Source organism: Parasedimentitalea nitratireducens (assembly GCF_057444295.1).
Window position 1 is genome coordinate 217,513 of the sequence record NZ_JBYAXC010000002.1, and the last position, 18,322, is coordinate 235,834.

17 protein-coding genes are annotated in these 18,322 nt (G+C 51.5%); 8 read left to right on the top strand and 9 right to left on the bottom strand.

Features of this window, described 5'->3' with window-relative positions:
• Positions 1–203: 203 nt before the first annotated feature.
• Entirely contained in the window at positions 204–773 is a 570-nt protein-coding gene (mepK, locus tag AC2T28_RS06785) for a peptidoglycan L,D-endopeptidase MepK (protein ID WP_486748216.1), read from the bottom strand.
• 358 nt (positions 774–1,131) lie between these two features.
• Between mepK and AC2T28_RS06790 the strand changes: the two genes are divergently transcribed.
• From AC2T28_RS06790 to AC2T28_RS06805, 4 genes are read left to right on the top strand one after another with little or no spacing between them, the layout of a single operon-like run.
• Positions 1,132–2,757 (top strand): L,D-transpeptidase family protein, encoded by a 1,626-nt coding sequence (locus AC2T28_RS06790; protein ID WP_486748217.1) that lies wholly within the window; start codon positions 1,132–1,134, stop codon positions 2,755–2,757.
• 40 nt (positions 2,758–2,797) lie between these two features.
• A complete protein-coding gene (lpxD, locus tag AC2T28_RS06795; RefSeq protein ID WP_486748218.1) occupies positions 2,798–3,871 on the top strand; it encodes a UDP-3-O-(3-hydroxymyristoyl)glucosamine N-acyltransferase in 1,074 nt (357 codons plus the stop codon).
• A 47-nt stretch (positions 3,872–3,918) separates the two neighbouring features.
• Positions 3,919–4,173, top strand: a complete 255-nt coding sequence (locus AC2T28_RS06800; RefSeq protein ID WP_486748219.1) for an acyl carrier protein — start codon at positions 3,919–3,921, stop codon at positions 4,171–4,173.
• 28 nt (positions 4,174–4,201) lie between these two features.
• A complete protein-coding gene (locus AC2T28_RS06805; protein ID WP_486748220.1) occupies positions 4,202–5,410 on the top strand; it encodes a beta-ketoacyl-[acyl-carrier-protein] synthase family protein in 1,209 nt (402 codons plus the stop codon).
• 70 nt (positions 5,411–5,480) lie between these two features.
• Here AC2T28_RS06805 and AC2T28_RS06810 read toward each other — a convergent pair whose 3' ends face one another.
• Positions 5,481–6,116 (bottom strand): invasion associated locus B family protein, encoded by a 636-nt coding sequence (locus tag AC2T28_RS06810; RefSeq protein WP_486748221.1) that lies wholly within the window; start codon positions 6,114–6,116, stop codon positions 5,481–5,483.
• A gap of 473 nt (positions 6,117–6,589) precedes the next feature.
• On the opposite strand from AC2T28_RS06810, the gene AC2T28_RS06815 reads away from it, so the two are divergent.
• On the top strand, positions 6,590–8,131 hold the full coding sequence (locus tag AC2T28_RS06815; protein WP_486748222.1) for a helicase HerA-like domain-containing protein: 1,542 nt from the start codon (positions 6,590–6,592) through the stop codon (positions 8,129–8,131).
• Between the two features lie 72 nt (positions 8,132–8,203).
• Here the strand turns inward: AC2T28_RS06815 and AC2T28_RS06820 are convergent, their stop codons facing one another.
• From AC2T28_RS06820 to AC2T28_RS06845, 6 genes are all read right to left on the bottom strand, one after another.
• Positions 8,204–9,526: a branched-chain amino acid ABC transporter permease gene (locus AC2T28_RS06820; protein ID WP_486748223.1), complete on the bottom strand. Its 1,323-nt coding sequence runs from the start codon at positions 9,524–9,526 to the stop codon at positions 8,204–8,206.
• Complete coding sequence (locus AC2T28_RS06825; protein WP_486748224.1) at positions 9,523–10,533, bottom strand: branched-chain amino acid ABC transporter permease; 1,011 nt, start codon at positions 10,531–10,533, stop codon at positions 9,523–9,525. The genes AC2T28_RS06820 and AC2T28_RS06825 overlap by 4 nt, the downstream gene beginning before the upstream one ends.
• On the bottom strand, positions 10,533–10,994 hold the full coding sequence (locus AC2T28_RS06830; protein WP_486748225.1) for a hypothetical protein: 462 nt from the start codon (positions 10,992–10,994) through the stop codon (positions 10,533–10,535). Before AC2T28_RS06830 ends, AC2T28_RS06825 begins: the two co-directional genes overlap by 1 nt.
• Positions 10,995–10,998: 4 nt before the next feature.
• Positions 10,999–11,832: an ABC transporter ATP-binding protein gene (locus AC2T28_RS06835; RefSeq protein ID WP_486748226.1), complete on the bottom strand. Its 834-nt coding sequence runs from the start codon at positions 11,830–11,832 to the stop codon at positions 10,999–11,001.
• On the bottom strand, positions 11,829–12,617 hold the full coding sequence (locus tag AC2T28_RS06840) for an ABC transporter ATP-binding protein (protein ID WP_486748227.1): 789 nt from the start codon (positions 12,615–12,617) through the stop codon (positions 11,829–11,831). Before AC2T28_RS06840 ends, AC2T28_RS06835 begins: the two co-directional genes overlap by 4 nt.
• Positions 12,618–12,710: 93 nt before the next feature.
• A complete protein-coding gene (locus tag AC2T28_RS06845) occupies positions 12,711–13,904 on the bottom strand; it encodes an ABC transporter substrate-binding protein (RefSeq protein ID WP_486748228.1) in 1,194 nt (397 codons plus the stop codon).
• A gap of 187 nt (positions 13,905–14,091) precedes the next feature.
• On the opposite strand from AC2T28_RS06845, the gene AC2T28_RS06850 reads away from it, so the two are divergent.
• Entirely contained in the window at positions 14,092–15,189 is a 1,098-nt protein-coding gene (locus AC2T28_RS06850) for a PQQ-dependent sugar dehydrogenase (protein WP_486748229.1), read from the top strand.
• A 26-nt stretch (positions 15,190–15,215) separates the two neighbouring features.
• The gene (locus AC2T28_RS06855) at positions 15,216–15,626 is read left to right on the top strand and encodes a hypothetical protein (protein ID WP_486748230.1); all 411 of its coding nucleotides are present in this window, start codon (positions 15,216–15,218) and stop codon (positions 15,624–15,626) included.
• A gap of 4 nt (positions 15,627–15,630) precedes the next feature.
• Here AC2T28_RS06855 and AC2T28_RS06860 read toward each other — a convergent pair whose 3' ends face one another.
• Positions 15,631–16,635, bottom strand: a complete 1,005-nt coding sequence (locus tag AC2T28_RS06860; protein ID WP_486748231.1) for a GlxA family transcriptional regulator — start codon at positions 16,633–16,635, stop codon at positions 15,631–15,633.
• Between the two features lie 179 nt (positions 16,636–16,814).
• Here AC2T28_RS06860 and AC2T28_RS06865 point away from each other — a divergent pair, with 179 nt between their 5' ends.
• Positions 16,815–18,185 (top strand): class II 3-deoxy-7-phosphoheptulonate synthase, encoded by a 1,371-nt coding sequence (locus tag AC2T28_RS06865; protein ID WP_486748232.1) that lies wholly within the window; start codon positions 16,815–16,817, stop codon positions 18,183–18,185.
• Positions 18,186–18,322 lie beyond the last annotated feature (137 nt).

Here is an 18,322-nt window from a genome sequence, read left to right on the forward strand (position 1 = left end):
GTATATCTGGGGAAACTAACCGCTGCAATGGCAAATTTAGTCGTTTGTTCATCAAAAACGGGCGCTGTTGGCGTGGGCAATTTGTGTATCGACTCCATGGTCCATTTTGCTGCTAGGGTACTTGAACTAACGATAACCAACCATAAAAAAGCCCACGTCAGAAAGAAGTGGGCTTTATCTATTCGAAGTGTACTAGAAGGGGATTAGCCGTTCCAGCTCCGCACCTGTCCACAATCCATGTGAACGAAGTTGGAGCGGCGATATTTGCCTACACCACCAGCGCGACAGGCCTGCGCGGCTTGCGCCATTTGGCCCACAGAGCGTGAGGCCAACCGTAAGTCAGCAGCTTGTCCACGCATGTGAAGAGAGTTCTTGGCTACGCCCCGTGAACGTCGACGTAACATCGCATTTGTCTGAGGGCTGCGATAGCCCGACAACATCATATAGGGCTCATTCACATCAAGTAGGTTATGTGATGCCGCCATGATATCGATCGTTCTCATATCGATTTTTTTGATTTGGTCATTGCGCCAGTCACGCATGAAGTAGTTGATTTCTTTTACTGAATCTTTGATGTACTTACCTTCGATCCAGTAAATCATGTCTATTCTTTCACCCGTTCGCCCTGAGTACATCCGAATGCGGCGAATGTCGCCTGCACCTCGTAAGAACCCTGCTGCGTTTGTGAAAGTTGGCGCTGCAACAAGAGTGGTTGCTGCAAACGCGCCCAATAAGCTCCGTCGGGTGATACCCGATGATTTGGTTTCTACCATATTTACTGCGCCGTCCCGTACGCTATATTCCTGCCTGCGCTCGATGTTACGAGCGCTATTTCATCCATCCCCGGATGTAACGTGTATGCCATAGCTTGATTCGTGTGCCAAGAAATGTTTGTGACAACTTGTATGTACATCGCATTTTCGGCGAATTTCTGCGCAAATAGAGGCATTAACCATGACGGGGGGGCAAGTAGTTTCCGTAAGGTTAACCGAGTGCGACAGGCCTGCATCATCACGCACAGAATGATGTCACTGATGCAAATGTGAATAGACTTCTCCCCCTAGTATTTACCAGAATTTCATATAGGCAGAGGCCTAATTTGACGCGCGAACTGTTCAAGGACCTAAAGATATGATGTGCTTATCCCAATCTGAACTAATGCCAAAGCTAAGGGCCGGCCTTGTTGTGCTTGCGCTTGGAAGTGCGGCGTTGGGGGGCGGGGCTCCTGCTGCACATGCCCAGGTTACAGCTTTCAAACAAGCCGTAGCGGCTGCCGCTTCGGCTGACGATGGTGTTGCGGCGTTTTATCGTGAGAATAACTATCAGTCGATTTGGACTGGTGATGGCGACGAAGACCGATTCCGCCGCGCAGCTTTGCTTGAGGCGCTGGGAAACGCACCAGTTCATGGGTTGCCGGATCGTTCGGTCGAAATTGCTAAACTCATTGATCAGATGCGAGCCGCTAAAACCACCCGTGACCTTGGTCAGGTCGAGGTGGCGTTAAGCCGTGCGTTTGTTGAGTATGCAACCGATATTCAAACAGGCTACCTTGTTCCATCGCAAATCGATGATGGCATGGTGCGCAAAAAACCAGAAGTCGATGGGAACCTGTTCTTAACCGGGATCCGAGACCAGCAACCACAATCGTTTATCCGTCAGCTGCCGCCGCAAACTCCACAATACAGGGCGCTGCTGAAAGAGAAGCTTCGCCTTGAACAACTTGTCCTTGTCGGCGGGTGGGGACCCAGTGTTCCAAATGGAAAACTGGAACCCGGGCACACTGGGCAGGATGTGGTTTCCCTGCGTAATCGTTTGATTTCTTTGGGGTACATGGAGCGGAGCGCCACCCGGACGTATGATGCCTCTATGGTTAGTGCCGTGTTGCAGTTCCAGTCTGATCATGGCCTGGAAGCAGATGGCGTGGCCGGCAAAGGCACGATAGCAGAGATCAATAAGCCGGTGTCGGCCCGACTGAAGTCAGTTATTGTAGCGCTTGAGCGCGAGCGCTGGTTGCCAGCAGATCGCGGTACTCGCCACGTTTTGGTCAACCAAACTGATTTCACCGCAAAAATCATAGACAATGGTGACGTGACTTTTGAAACTCGTTCGGTGATTGGGAAAAATCAAAGCGACCGCCGTTCTCCAGAGTTTTCGGACGAGATGGAACATATGGTGATTAATCCAAGCTGGTATGTGCCGCGTTCCATTGTGACAAAAGAATATTTGCCAAAATTGAAGGCGAATCCTAACGCTGTTGGCCACATAGAAATTACTGATAGCCGTGGCCGCCGGGTAGATCGCAGTGCAGTTGATTTTACTCAGTTTACTACAAGAAGTTTTCCATTTGCTATGCGCCAACCTCCTAGCCGCCGGAATGCGCTGGGACTTGTGAAATTTATGTTCCCCAACAAATACAACATTTATCTACATGACACCCCGCAAAAAAGTTTGTTCTCGCATGAGGTGAGAGCCTATTCCCACGGATGTATCAGGCTGGCGCAACCCTTTGAATTTGCTTATGCGCTTTTGGCATTGCAAGAAGAGAGCCCAAAAGAGTTTTTTCACCGCGTTTTGGACAGCGGGAAGGAAACCAAAGTTGAATTGGACCAGAACGTTCCCGTTCACATAATCTATAGAACAGCTGTTGTTTCACCCCGTGGGCGTGCCGAGTATCGCCGCGACGTTTATGGTCGGGATGTCAAAATTTGGAATGCGCTTGAACGAGCAGGGGTGGTGTTAAGCGGCGTTCAGGGGTAATCCTCGGGCCCAACGCCGAAGCACTGTGAAGGGCCTGAAAATGTTTACCATTAGCCAGATTGCCGATGCCTTGGGCGCGGACGCCCAGGGTGAATTGGACTTACAAATTGCGCATGCCTCTGAACCGGGTGATGCGGGTCCACAAGATCTGGCCATGGCTATGTCCCCCAAATATGCAGACGCATTGGGCCAAGGTAGCGCCCAAGCTGCCTTGCTTTGGCCTGATGCTGACTGGCAGTCGATGGGGCTTAAGGCGGCGATTTTTACACCACGCCCACGGATGGCCATGGCTGGCGTAACGGCCGTTCTAGACCAAGGGCAGGGGTTTGCTGCCGGTATTCATCCCTCTGCTGTAATTGATCCAAGCGCTGAAATTGCCAGTGATGTCTCGGTTGGCCCACTTACTGTTATCAGCGCTGGAGCTCGTATTGGCGCTGGTTCTGAGATTGGCCCACATTGTTTTATTGGCGCTGATGTGGAAATTGGCTCCAACGCCTATATGCGGGAAATGGTGTCCATCGGGGCGCGTGCCAAAATTGGCGATCGCTTTATTGCGCAACCAGGTGCGCGTGTTGGCAGTGATGGGTTTTCGTTTGTAACACCCGAAGTCTCAGCTGTTGAGAATGTACGCAAGTCCCTTTCGGATCAGGGCGAGGCCGGGGCGCAAGCCTGGATGCGCATCCACTCGCTGGGCGCTGTTGAAATTGGTGATGATGTCGAGATCGGCGCAAATTGCACGATCGACAACGGAACCATTCGAAACACGTCGATTGAAAGTGGCAGCAAGTTGGACAACCAAGTTCACATTGGCCACAACACGCGCGTTGGTAAAGACTGCCTGTTGTGTGGGCAAGTTGGGATCGCCGGTTCCGCCGACATCGGGAACAATGTGGTGTTGGCTGGCCAATGTGGGGTTAACGACAATATCTTCATAGGTAACGGTGTTGTCGCTGGTGGTGGCACTAAAATCATCTCCAATGTACCGGCTGGTCGTGTGGTGATGGGGTACCCCGCCGTCAAAATGGACACGCACACCGATATGTACAAAGCCCAACGTAGGCTGCCGCGTATCATGCGAGACATCGAGGCCTTGAAAAAGGCTGTTTTCAAATAAACGCCGAAACGCTAAATCAACCCAAGATCAGGCTTTAGAGGTCGAACATGAGTATTCAGGACAAATTGATTGCCATAATCGCAGAGCAGGCAGTGCTTGAACCTTCTGACGTTACGCTGGACAGTACGCTGGCTGACCTTGGCATTGACAGCCTTGGGATAGTTGAGAGCATTTTTGCTATTGAAGAAGAGTTCGACATTACTGTGCCCTTCAATGCCAACGAACCTGAAAAAAGTGACTTCGATATTTCTAGCGTTGGCGCGATTATCGTCGGCATCGAAAAGCTTGTTTCTGAAAAATAACAAGAACCTACATGCCGAAGGTTGATTTATGAAACGGGTAGTCATCACTGGAGCGGGCACAATCAATGCTTTGGGCCACTCGGTAGAAGAAACGTTTGAAGCCATGCGTGAAGGCCGCTGTGGTATCGGTGAATTACGTTTCCGGGACGTTGAGAGACTAACGATCAGAATCGGCGGGCAAGTTCGCGGTTTCGAAGCCGAAGGACGCTTTAATCGGCAACAAATGAGTCTGTATGATCGGTTTACTCAGTTTACGCTGACTGCCGCGAAAGAGGCTATTGAACAATCCGGGTTGGAGTTCACCGGTGAACTGGCAGCCAAAGCGGGGGTTGTGCTTGGAACTGCAGGCGGCGGTGTTTCCACATGGGACGACAACTATCGATCCGTTTATGAAGACGGAAAAAACCGTGTTCACCCCTTTGTGGTCCCGAAGTTGATGAACAATGCTGCCGCAAGCCACATCTCGATGCAACACAATCTAAAGGGCCCAAGTTTTACGGTTTCTACCGCCTGTGCGTCATCGAACCATGCAATGGCTCAAGCATTTCAGATGGTTCGTTCGGGAATGTCGCCCACAATGGTAACTGGCGGATCCGAGTCGATGCTGTGCTTTGGCGGTGTAAAAGCCTGGGAGGGGTTACGGGTTATGTCAAAAGACGCCTGTCGCCCGTTTAGTGCGAACCGCAATGGAATGGTACAAGGTGAAGGTGCCGGTATTTTTGTGTTTGAAGATTTTGATCATGCCAAAGCCCGCGGTGCCGAGGTTCTGTGTGAAGTTATCGGGTTTGCGATGTCTTCCGATGCTTCGGATATTGTTATGCCTAGCAAGCACGGTGCAGCTCGGGCGATCGCGGGATCCCTAAAGGACGCTCAGATAAACCCTGAAGAGGTGGGCTATATTAACGCCCACGGTACCGGCACCGCAGCCAATGATAAAACCGAATGCGCTGCAGTTGCTGATGTCTTTGGTCCGCACGCAGATCGTTTGATGATGTCCTCTACAAAGTCGATGCATGGTCATCTTATCGGGGGAACCGGGGCTGTTGAGTTGTTGGCCTGCATTATGGCTTTGCGTGATGGAGTGATTGCACCAACAATTGGGTATGAAGAGGCGGATCCTGAATGTGCGCTGGATGTTGTTCCAAACGAGGCACGAGATTGCCAGGTTAACGTTGCCCTTAGCAATGCTTTTGCGTTTGGTGGACTCAATGCTGTGCTGGCACTCAGGAAAATTTGAAAGCGCAGAAACAACAAAGCCGCCGATGACAATGATACGGCGGCTTTGCAATATGTTTTAGGCAAAGGGCTTATTGTTGAACAACGTCTACTACGTTGTAGCCTGCTGTGAAGCCCTTGAGCGAAAGCTGCATCTCAATAATCTGATCTGGAGCAGGGGCAGGGCGTAGAGAAAGTGTCGCCTGGCTTCCCTTTTTCAGGGCCTCGATATCTGAAGCAGTAAGCCCAATTTGAGCCACACACCCCAGCGGACTGCAGAAGGAATAGTTGTAGCGTTTTCCGGGTGCGCCATCGACAGAAATTGTCAAAGCTGCAGGAAGAAGCGTCTCCAATGGTACAATCACAGTAGCTGCCGCGACAGCCTGACCTCCCTGATCTCCGAGGCGGAACATCGAAAATTCCGCCATGGGATTCCCGTTGCTGTCAGTCAAAATCTGCAGGAGTGAGCAAGGGTCTGTCTCAGCGTCTGTTTTGACACATGCAAGATCCCAGTCCCCATGTTTCTCTTGAGAGTACCGGTCACCAACCTGCGGTCCAGCGTCGACTGGTTGGCCAAGGTCGAGGCCTTGATCAGCTGTTGCTTCCGAAGATGGGTCTGTTTGTGTAACGTCGGAGCCATCGGCATCCGTAGTGGTGTCTTGTGCTGCCAATGGGACTGCTAGCGCCATAATAGCAGCAAGCGAAAGTGGGGGCAGGAATTTAAACATGAATGCCTCGTTTTTATGGACTTCCGCATTGGCAATATCATGACGTTTAAGCAGTGTCAGTTAAATTAACGATGGTTTTTGGGGGGAGTTTCAAGGTTTGCTTTGCGTGCCACGAACACGCTGGAAACAAATTCAAAAAAGGGAACCCATAAGGTCCCCTTTTCCGTTTTTTTTCTCCCCGTCGGACTGGCCGACTTAGTTATTGGGACAGACGTTACGAAAGGGGCGACGATCGGTCAACAGCTACGGAGAAAAAAAACGTCCACAGACTGTATATCTCTGATTTTTTATGAAAAGCGTGTGTCCTGTTGAAGTAAAAAAATGGCCGTGCTCATAAAGCACGGCCCAGTCTGACAGGGAGGAATGCCCACTTGCTACCAGGATAGTAGCTGTGGACAATTGTTAGTTTTGCACACAAAGGTTAACTTTGTATTTGAAGGCGAAAAACTGAATTTGAGCAGGATACCTAAGGCATGGATGAGACAATTTTTGTAGGTGGAGGTGGTGTCGATTATGGCACCAAACAAACGCTCAGCCTTAGATACGCCAATCGGCATGGCCTGGTTGCCGGAGCGACCGGAACGGGGAAAACTGTAACCTTACAAATACTTGCCGAAGGATTTTCTAACGCTGGTGTGCCGGTAATCCTATCGGACGTTAAAGGTGATCTGTCAGGGCTCGCAAAATCTGGCGACGCTTCACACAAATTGCACGATGCGTTTATGTCGCGCGCCGAACAGATCGGATTTGACGACTATTCCTATCATGCGTGCCCGGTAACGTTCTGGGATTTGTTCGGCGAGCAGGGCCATCCCGTCCGGACAACAATCGCTGAGATGGGTCCTTTGCTGTTGGCTAGGTTGCTGGAACTGAGCGAGCCGCAAGAAGGTATACTGAATATCGCGTTCAGACTTGCAGACACCGAAGGGCTGCCGCTGCTGGATTTGAAAGACCTGCAGGCCTTGTTGGTCTGGATTGGTGAAAATCGCGATCAGCTGTCGCTTCGGTATGGCAATGTGTCGACGTCTTCGATTGGCGCAATTCAACGCCGATTGCTGGTGCTTGAAAACCAGGGTGGAGACAAGTTGTTTGGCGAACCTGCGCTGGCGCTAAGTGATCTAATGCGTTGCGATTCCTCGGGCAAGGGGATGGTGAATATACTGGCGGCTGACAAACTGATGGCTTCTCCGGGGTTATATGCAACGTTTCTGCTGTGGCTGCTGAGTGAACTGTTCGAGGAACTTCCAGAAGTTGGCGACCCGGACAAACCCAAGTTGGTCTTCTTCTTCGACGAAGCACATTTGTTGTTTGACGACGCGCCCAAGGCCTTGGTCGACAAAGTGGAACAAGTTGCTCGGCTGATCCGTTCAAAAGGTGTTGGGATCTATTTCATCACCCAAAACCCCGCTGACGTGCCCGAGGATATTCTTGGCCAACTCGGGAACCGCATACAACACGCGTTGCGCGCGTTTACAGCGCGTGATCGTAAGAATCTAAGGTTGGCAGCAGAAACCTACCGAGAGAATCCTTTGTTCTCGACAGAAGAGGCCATACGCGAGGTTGGCGTTGGCGAAGCTGTTACATCGATGTTGATGAAGAAAGGAATTCCCGGAGTTGTTGAACGTACGTTGATCCGTCCTCCAAGTTCGCAGCTGGGGCCAATTACTACGTCAGAGCGAGCTGAGATCATGTCGTCATCTGACATGGGAACCAAGTACAACAAGGTGGTAGATCGACTCTCGGCTTATGAGATCTTGTCCCAACGCGCTCAACAAGCCGCGACTGAGGCAGAGGCTTCTGAGGAAAAGGCCGAAACCATGCCTCCGATGGAGCGGGAGTATCATTCAGCGCGACGGTATACTGGCCGAAGAGTTAGCCGCTCTTCCTCAAGGGTGAACCGACCACGAGATACGTTTGGTTCAGCAATGAGCGAAGCGGTGATCAAAGAGCTCAAAGGTACAACTGGGCGCCGAATTGTACGCGGAATTTTGGGTGGGCTGTTCAAAGGCCGCTGACGCTGCCGGGATGTTTCGGCAGCTGGAAAAGTAAAACGCCACCCAGGTTTTTCTGGGTGGCGTTTTTATTGTCTATCTTTCAGGTATGAGCCCTCGTGGACTAAACCTGAGCACAAGTAGCAATATCAGACCCATGGTGAACAATCTCATATGGGCCGTGCTCTCAAGCAGATGTGCACGCAATGGGCTATCTTCTGACATTCCAGATGTGACCAACTCGATAAGTGCGACGCCCATTGGCTCAACCTTGATCCAAAAGAACCAAATGAACAATCCGCCCAAAACCGCGCCAAAGTTATTGCCGGATCCACCAACCACAACCATCACCCAGATCAGGAATGTAAACCGTAGCGGGTTATAGGTTCCAGGGGTCAGCTGACTGTCCAGTGTTGTCATCATCGCACCTGCAATGCCACAGATGGCAGATCCCATCACAAAGATCTGCAGGTGGCGACGAGTCACATCTTTGCCCATAGCCTCGGCTGCAACTTCGTTGTCACGAATGGCACGCATCATGCGGCCCCAAGGGCTTTTTAGTCCCATTTGGGCCATCCACAGCAAAGCAAGTAGCACGGCTGTGAACAACAGAGAGTAGGTGACTTTGACATATAGTGTGGATGCCGTGACAGGATCCAAGCCCAGAGACGCAGCGCGTTCCACGAAGTCAGTGCTTTTCTGCAAGTCGATTTCGTAAGCCATAGGACGTGGTAAACCAACGACGTTTTTCACGCCGCGCGACAGCCAGTCTTCGTTCTTCAAAACCGCGATGATGATCTCAGCAATACCAAGGGTCGCAATCGCCAGATAGTCTGAACGCAGTCCCAATGCCGTTTTACCGATCAACCATGCGGCTCCTGCAGCCAGCAGCCCGCCAGCAGGCCACGCCAGCAAAACATACAAGCCCAAGCCGCCAAGATTACCTGTAGCGGCCGGGTTGATGGCTTCAACTCCAGCGACGGCAGGATCAAAAACAGCTCGGTAGAGAAAGAACCCGCCAATCAGTACCGCCGCAAGGACAGCAAGGCGCTTCTTGCCGCTAGGCATTGATTTGGTGACAAAAACTGCCGCAATGACTGTCAGTGCTCCCAGAATCAAGGCCATCATGATGCCAATACCGCCCTGGCTCCAAGCACCTGGTGTAGGAGAGGTGGAAACCAACACAACCGCCAGCCCCCCAAGAGCTGTAAAGCCCATGATGCCGACGTTGAACAAACCAGCGAAACCCCATTGAAGGTTTACGCCCAAGGCCATGATGGCCGAAACCAGACCCATGTTCAGGATGCCAAGGGAAGAGTTCCAAGAGCCGGAGAAAATGCCATAGCTGGTAGTGCCATCAAGGATAAGAAGCATACCGACAAAGGCAAACATAAGTGAGTGTTTTACAGTATCGGTCATACTGATTTTCCTTTGAAAAGCCCAGTTGGCTTGAACAGAAGAACGATCAAAAGGATCACGAAGGACACGGCAAATTTGTAGTCCGTACTCAACAACTGCACCAATCCGTCAGGCTCCAGGCTTTCTGGCATCGAATATTTGAGCACCTTTTTCCAGGCGTAAGTTATTGAAACCTCGGAAAACGCGATAACAAAGCCACCAGCGATGGCGCCAATTGGATTACCCAAACCACCCACAATTGCGGCCGCAAAGATGGGCAGCAGCAGCTGGAAGTAGGTGAAAGGTTTGAAGGATTTATCCAAACCGTACAGAACGCCGGCAATGGTCGCCAAGCCGGCGACGATCATCCACGTGTACATCACCACTCGTTCAGGGTTGATGCCCGACAGCAGCGCCAGATCCTCGTTATCGGAATAGGCGCGCATGGATTTGCCTGTGCGGGTGCGGTTCAGGAACCAGAACAGGGCTGCGACCACCACAACTGCGGTGATTACGGTAAGACCCTGGCTAGTTTTCAGCGCCAAGCCTTCTTGTAGGCCCGTCATCGCTTTGAATTCTCGCGCGGAAATGATGAAACGTTCGCCGTCTGAAAAACGTTGATCACCAGGCCCAATGATAAAGCGCACTAGACCGTTCATGATGAACATCACGCCGAGCGAGACCATCACAAAGATCACCGGTTTGGCTTTTTGGTCGCGATAAAACCGATAGACAACCCGATCTGTGAACAGCAGCAGTGCCATACAGCCCAAGATACCAAAGGGCAGGGCCAGCAGGGCGGTGGGAAGTGGGCCGAGGTTGATCCCCATCGACTGCATCCACCAGGTCACCAGAATGGTCACCATGGCGCCAAAGGCCATTGTGTCACCGTGGGCGAAATTGGAGAACCGTAGCACAGCGTAAATCAAAGTGACCCCAAGCGCGCCAAGCGCCAGCTGGCTGCCATAGGCAACTGCGGGGATCATCACATAGTTGGTGAGCGCCACAAGGGCGTTAAGAAGATCCATTAGTCTTCAACCTTACATTGCCCGAAGTGGCTAACAGCCGTCCGTTCGGTTAAGTTGTGCGATGTGTATTGCGTGGAACCATCGTCAAAATATGTCGTGAGCATCGTGCGCGCGCCGTTCTGTCCAGTTACAAAACCAGTGAACGAGCCTTCTGAAATCGCACCGGAAACACCCAGGATCGATTTGTCATTCGCCCAAACGCCACGCCAAACGCCGTCACGATAAGCTTGGTTTTCCGGTCCAGTAAGACTTACTGGACTAAGTATTAGCTTGCGAGTTTCCGGCATATCGCTACAGCTAGTGCGCTCGCAGAGCTGAGAGAAAGTGCAGTTTAGAACGATACCTGACTGCGCCTTTGCACTCTTCGATTCGTTAGTAAGAAATGTCGAATTACTCGAAGTCGCGAATGCTATTTCGGATGCGGTGACTAAAAGCAAACATGAAACTGCTACAGTTCTCATTACGTCACCCTCCCAAGAACGATTTGCGGACTTCGGGATCGGCCAATAGTTCTTTCCCTGTGCCAGTATAGGCATTGCGCCCCTGAACAAGGACATAGCCTTTGTCTGCGATTTCAAGCGCTTGTCTGGCGTTCTGTTCCACCATCAAAATCGGGATGCCGGTGCGGGCAACCTCGATGATCCGGTCAAACAACTCGTCCATGACAATGGGTGACACGCCGGCCGTAGGTTCATCGAGCATCAGAACTTTGGGCTGTGTCATTAGAGCACGACCTACGGCCACCTGTTGGCGTTGACCACCAGACAACTCGCCAGCAGGCTGGTTTCGCTTGTCTTTGAGGATCGGAAACAGGTGATAGACCTGCTCCATGGTGTCGCGAATATCGTCGGTACGAATGAACGCCCCCATCTCCAGGTTTTCTTCCACCGTCATCGAGGTGAAGATATTGCTGGTTTGGGGAACAAACCCCATGCCTTTGACCACGCGATCCTGCGGGCTGAGGTTGGTGATGTCTTCGCCGTCCAACAGCACCTTGCCAGAACGGACGTTCAGCATGCCAAACACCGCCTTCATGGCGGTGGATTTACCGGCGCCATTAGGGCCCACGATCACTGCGATTTCGCCGCGGTTCACGGCGATTGTACAGTCATGCAAGATGTCAGGGCCTTTGCCATAGCCACCAGTCATGGTGTCGCCGATCAGGAACGGACTTCCTGGATCAGCGGGCTTAACTTCACCGCTGTGCTTTAGCCCGGCTTCCATCGAGCTCATGCCCTCGGTTCTTGTGATCGTCGCGTCTTTGTTGCCGCGATCGTCTTGGTATGGATTGCCGCTCATGCTCCGGCCTCCAGTTTATCTTTGTTTTTCAGCCCTGTGCCCAGGTACGCTTCGATCACATGCTCATTGGCTTTGATCTCGTCCAAGGTCCCCTCAGCCAGCACTTTTCCCTCGGCCATACAGATCACCGGGTCACACAGACGGCCGATGAACTCCATGTCATGCTCGATGACGACAAAGGTATATCCACGCTCTTCGTTCAAGCGCTTGATGGCATCTGCAATGGTATAGAGCAGGGTGCGGTTCACGCCGGCGCCGACCTCATCCAAGAACACGATCTTGGCATCCACCATCATGGTGCGTCCGAGTTCCAGCAGCTTTTTCTGACCGCCTGAGATCTGTCCGGCCTTTAGGTCCGAGATGTGTTCGATGGTGAGAAATTCCATCACCTCATCGGCCTTGGCACGTAGGGCGCGCTCTTCGTCGGCAATCCGCTTGCGACCAAACCAAGTGTTCCACAATGTTTCACCAGATTGGCCACCGGGAACCATCATCAGGTTTTCCCGGCAGGTCATGGATGAAAACTCGTGCGCGATTTGGAAAGTGCGCAGCAAACCCTTGTGGAACAAGGTGTGCGGAGGCAGGCCTGTGATGTCTTCACCATCCATGGTCACCCGACCAGAAGTGGGTGGAAGAACGCCCGCGATTACATTGAAAAGAGTGGTTTTTCCGGCACCGTTTGGTCCGATCAAACCGGTTATAGAGCCCTTGGCGATTTCCAGCGTTGCACCATCAACGGCATGGAACCCGCCGAAGTGCTTGTGCACGTCTTCGACGACGATCATTTCATTCTTCCCCCAACTGCAAATTTGCAGCCCTAGATTTGGAACAGCCCGGGAAAAACCCGGGCTGTTCTTTAGTAACCGTTACAACCGCACTTAGCGGAACTTTACGGTTTCGTTCTTGCCAGCCTGTACTTCGATCTCACGGTAGGATCCAGCACTTTCACCTGGGCCGATCAGCTCAACATCTGATGCGCCAACATAGTCGATGTCAGTGCCAGCTTTCAGCAGTTCCAGACCTTTTGCCAGTTCACCAGGGTAGATTTTCTCACCGGGAGCGTTGGCAACATCCATGATCTTGGCGCCGTAATCAGCTGGATCTTTGGAGTTGGCAGCCTGCATAGCCAGCATTGCCAGCGCAGCAGCGTCATAGGATTCTGGCGAGTAAGGCGAAGAACCGTCAAAGCCAGCTTCTTTTGCCATTGCAAAATAGGCTTCGGCGCCTTGACCACCGGAACCGGCAATCTGACCAAACGAACCGTCCAGATCAGGGCCAACGTTAGCTGGCAGAGAGTCACCGATCATGCCGCCTGGCAGACCGAACTTGTCAAATGCACCGCTGTCCAGCGACGACTGGATAATGCCCAAGCCACCTTGGTCAAGGTAACCAGCAACCACCAGGATGTCGCCACCAGCAGATGCCAGTGCGCCAACTTCGGCAGAGTAGTCGCCTTTGCCATCTTCGTGTGCGGCAGAAATGGTCACTTCGCCACCTACAGCTTCGAACGATGTTTTGATCGCGTCAGCCAGACCCTTACCATAGTCGTTGTTGGTATATGTCAGAGCGATCGACTTTACGCCGCGGTCCATCAGGACATCAGCCATAACCTGACCTTCACGTGCATCAGATGGCGCTGTACGGAAGAACAGGCCGTTGTCTTCCATGGTCGACAGACCAGGAGACGTGGCGGATGGTGAGATCATGACCATGCCGTTTGGAATTGCAACGTTTTGCAAGATCGCACCGGTTACGCCCGAGCAGTCACCACCGATGATAGCACTAACGCCATCGGCCAGCATTTTTTCAGCGTTTGCAGTCGACAGGCCGTTGTCGATGCAGCCAGTGTCAGCGCGCATTGGTGTTACAGTTGCGGCATCCAGCAGAGCGCCGGATTTTGTGACTTCGGCCATGGCCAGTTCTGCACCAGCGCCCATTGCAGGGGCCAGCGATTCAATTGGACCAGTAAAGCCAAAAAGAATGCCCATTTTAACTTCTTTTGCGTGGCCACCAGCAAATGCGGTGCCTGCGGTCAGAGCGACTGCGGCAGAGGCCATAAGAAACTTTTTCATTGATATCTCCCATTGTTGGAACATGACTGTTCGAATTGGACCCTAGGCAAGCGAGTCAAAAAAGAAAAGTCCCCTCAACCTTTCGTTTATCTTTTGTAGAGTTGTCAGAGCGGCAATTCTGCGCAAAGGGCTAGCAAGTGAGTTCTATTCTCTTACACTGAGTGGCGTGTGGTTGGGGGCTTTGGTTATGAGAAATCTTATTTGTCTTTTGATTGCGTGTTTTGTGTCAGTTCCCTTGTATGCACAAACCCTTAGCAGCAGTCAGGGCCAGCTCAACTTGACTAAAATGGCCGATGGTTTCGACGTTCCGTGGGCTATTGCGTTTATACCCGAAGGTGGTTTTTTAGTTAGCGAGCGCAGTGGCGATTTGTTCTACGTTAAGGGAGATAAAAAGCAGCGTATCAAGGGGACACCACGTGTTGTTTCGCGAGGGCAGGGTGGTCTGCTGGATGTTATGGTGCCGCGTGATTTTGGCCAAAGTCGGCAGATTTTCCTTACTTTTTCAAAACCCATGCGACGAGGCTCTGGAACAGCTCTTGCGGTTGGGCAGCTCACAAAAGACTTCAGTCGCTTGCAAAAAGTGCAGGTGATTTTCGAAATGAATGCCGGTTCGAGATCATCCAAACATTTTGGGTCGCGCGTGATCGAAGCAAGAGATGGTTCACTCTTTCTAACACTAGGGGAACGTGGCGACCCTGACAGCGCTCAGGACCGGTCACTTCATCAGGGATCAATAGTTCACCTCAGTAGAGATGGGTCAGTACCCTCAACCAATCCATTTGTTAATGATCAGAGTGCGTTACCAGAAATCTGGTCTTTTGGGCATCGAAACCCGCAGGGTCTTGCGATGGATTTACGTGGAAACATCTGGGCGGTTGAGCATGGAGCCAAAGGCGGAGATGAAATTAACCGGGTCCAAAAGGGGGCAAACTATGGCTGGCCGGTTATCTCATACGGGCGCCATTATTCAGGGGCCAAAATTGGGGAGGGGGGCGCTAAGCCAGGTATGAAGCAACCCCAATGGTACTGGGACCCATCGATTGCCCCATCTGGTATGATGATATACTCGGGTAAGCTCTGGCCTGATTGGAAAGGCAATTTTTTTGTTGGCTCGTTGAAGTTTGACTTAATTTCCAGACTGTCTGGATCACAATTACAAGAGAGAGAGCGTTTGACCGGTCCTGAGACCGGGCGCGTCCGTGATGTGGTCGAAGCACCTGATGGAAGCATTTGGTTTGCTTCACAGTCAAATGGCTCCATCTACAAGATCACACCAGCCCATTGACGCTCACGTTAAAGAGGTGAAGATCCATGAAACACTTACTCTTGGCCATTGTACTTGTTGTTCTGCCGGAGCTCGCCGCAGCGAAAGATTCAATTTTCAAGGACTATGGAGCTTATGAAAGCTTCGTCAATGCTCACGTTATGTCGAGAGAGTTCCAGACATTAATACTCCAACTTGGAGGTAGAGATGAGCTGACCAAGGAAGAGCTGAAGGCGTTAGAACGGCAGATGAAATCCGTGATGCCCAAGAACTTTACAGATGTTGCTGTTATCAAAACTGTTGATCTTGGGTTGGGGTTTTCACAGGAAGCCCGCGTGTATTGGACCGGGCTAAGTTACGTGTTTTTCTATGCTTTTCTGCATCAAAGGGACGATGATTTAGTGGTGCTCAAGTTCAACCTGAACACCAACTCCGATGTAATCTTCAGCAAGTTTTGATTGTTTAGGTCATCTGTTTCGAAGCTATGCTGCCACGCTCGCGGTAAGGCGTCGTGTTATAGTGAGACCGGTAGCACTTGGAAAAGTGCGACGGTGAGGCAAAACCGCAAGCCAAGGCTACATTGATCACGCTCATATCTGTTTGCATCAAAAGGTTGCGGGCTTTCTGCAACCTTAGTTCCATGTAGTACCGCTTGGGAGACCGGTTCAAGTAACGGCGAAATAGGCGTTCGAGCTGACGCGTTGACATGCCTACATCTTTTGCCAGGATCGATGGGCTAATGGGCTCTTCTATATTGGCTTCCATCATTTGGATGACTTTTGCCAATTTCGGATGCCTCACGCCGATACGAGTTGGCACCGACAAACGTTGGCTGTCTTGGTCTGTCCGGATTGAGGAATAGATTAACTGGTCAGCAACTGCATTGGCCAACTCTTCTCCATGATCATTGGCGATCAGCTTTAGCATCAGATCAATAGAAGCGGTACCGCCAGCCGTGGTCATGCGCTTACCATCTAAGACAAAAACTGATTTGGTAAGTTCTACATCATCAAATTCTTCGGCAAAGCTGTCGGCGTTTTCCCAATGGATTGTCGCTTTTTTTCCGTCCAATAGGCCGGCACGTGCAAGGGTGTAAGCCGCGGTGCAAAGCCCTCCAACCATAAGACCTTTACGTGATTCTCGACGAATCCACGCCAGCAGCTTTTTAGTTGTCGAATATTGTACTTCGATTCCACTACACAGCAGAATCGTGTCGTCGCGTTGGAGCTCTTCAAAGTCGATGTCGACTTGAAAAGTTGTCCCCGCCGAACAGGTCACTTGTTCCCCGCCTTCTCCGGCAAGGACCCAAGAGTATAGTTCTTTACCACTCATGCGGTTGGCAATGCGAAGGCTTTCCAGCGCTGCTGAGAAGCAAAGCATCGTGAATTTGTCCATTAAAACAAAGACAAACCGGTGAGGTCGATCCGGTGTTCCGTCGACTTCGACAAGCTGGCGTTGCTCTTGCATGCGCGCGAATCCTTAATCATTGGGGACACCAAGGATTGTCAGCCCAAGGGTGTATTTTTTAACCGTGATCATAGCTTTGCACCGTCGTCAAGTGGCTGCATTTCCGAACTGGTCACATCGTCGATGCGCTTGTATAGAGGGACTCCTGAAATTTGAGACTACTGATGTGGAGAAAAGCTATGAGTGAGTGGCAAAAATCGAACTGGCGCGCCAAACCGCGGGTTCAGATGCCCGACTATATAAACGCTGATGCCCTAACGGGCATTGAGGCGCAGCTTTCAAATTATCCTCCCTTGGTCTTTGCCGGTGAAGCGCGACGCCTGAAACAGCATTTGGGAGCCGCAGGACGCGGTGAAGCCTTTTTGCTGCAGGGTGGTGATTGTGCCGAGAGCTTTGAACAATTTAGCGCTGATGCAATCCGCGACACCTTTAAGGTGATGCTGCAAATGGCGATGGTTTTGACATATGGTGCAAAAGTACCAGTTGTCAAAGTTGGCCGTATGGCAGGGCAGTTTGCCAAGCCGCGAAGTGCGCCGACTGAAACCATTGATGGCGTGGAACTGCCCAGCTACCGCGGTGATATTATCAACGAGCTGGCCTTCACTTCAGAAGCCAGAATTCCCAACCCAAACAAGATGTTACAAGCCTACACTCAGGCTGCGGCAACGTTGAACCTGCTTCGGGCGTTTTCAACTGGCGGCTATGCCGATGTAAACCAAGTGCATGCTTGGACACTGGGCTTTACAGAATCTGAGAAGGTTGAAAAATACCGCACTCTGGCCAGCCGGATTACCGATACGCTTGATTTCATGAAGGCTGCTGGCGTGACACAGGATACTGCGCATACGCTGCAATCCGTGGATTTCTACACCAGTCACGAAGGTCTTCTTCTGGAGTATGAAGAAGCACTGACTCGTCTGGATTCGACTTCAGGCAAATGGCTAGCTGGTTCCGGGCATATGATTTGGATCGGCGACCGGACACGTCAGCCAGACGGCGCGCATGTTGAATTCTGTCGCGGTGTCTTGAACCCGATCGGTCTCAAATGTGGACCGACAACCACTGCAGAAGATCTCAAGGTTCTGATTTCAAAGCTGAACCCGGAAAACGAAGAAGGTAAGCTCACACTTATCGCCCGCTTTGGTGCAGGCAAAGTTGGTGAGCATCTGCCCCGCCTGGTTAAAGCGGTGCAAGAAGAAGGTGCAAATGTAACTTGGGTTTGTGATCCAATGCACGGCAACACCATTAAGTCTTCGTCTGGCTATAAGACACGTCCGTTTGACAGTGTTCTGCGTGAAGTTCGTGACTTCTTTGCGGTTCATAGTGCCGAAGGTACAGTGCCGGGTGGTGTACATTTTGAGATGACAGGCCAAGACGTTACCGAATGCACAGGTGGTGTACGAGCAGTTACGGATGAAGATCTGAGTGCGCGTTATCACACAGCTTGCGATCCACGGCTAAATGCCAGCCAATCTCTGGAACTGGCGTTTTTGGTGGCCGAGGAACTTTCGGATCTGCGTGAAAACCGGCAGGACCGTCAGGCGGGATAACGTCAGACCAACATACAAACAGAAAAACCCGGCCGTAGTGTCGGGTTTTTTATGGGGAAGCTGATAGGGAATGTCTGCTGGACCAGACACAAAAAAACGCCCCGGGATTCTCCGCAGGGCGTCCATGTTTCAAGGCT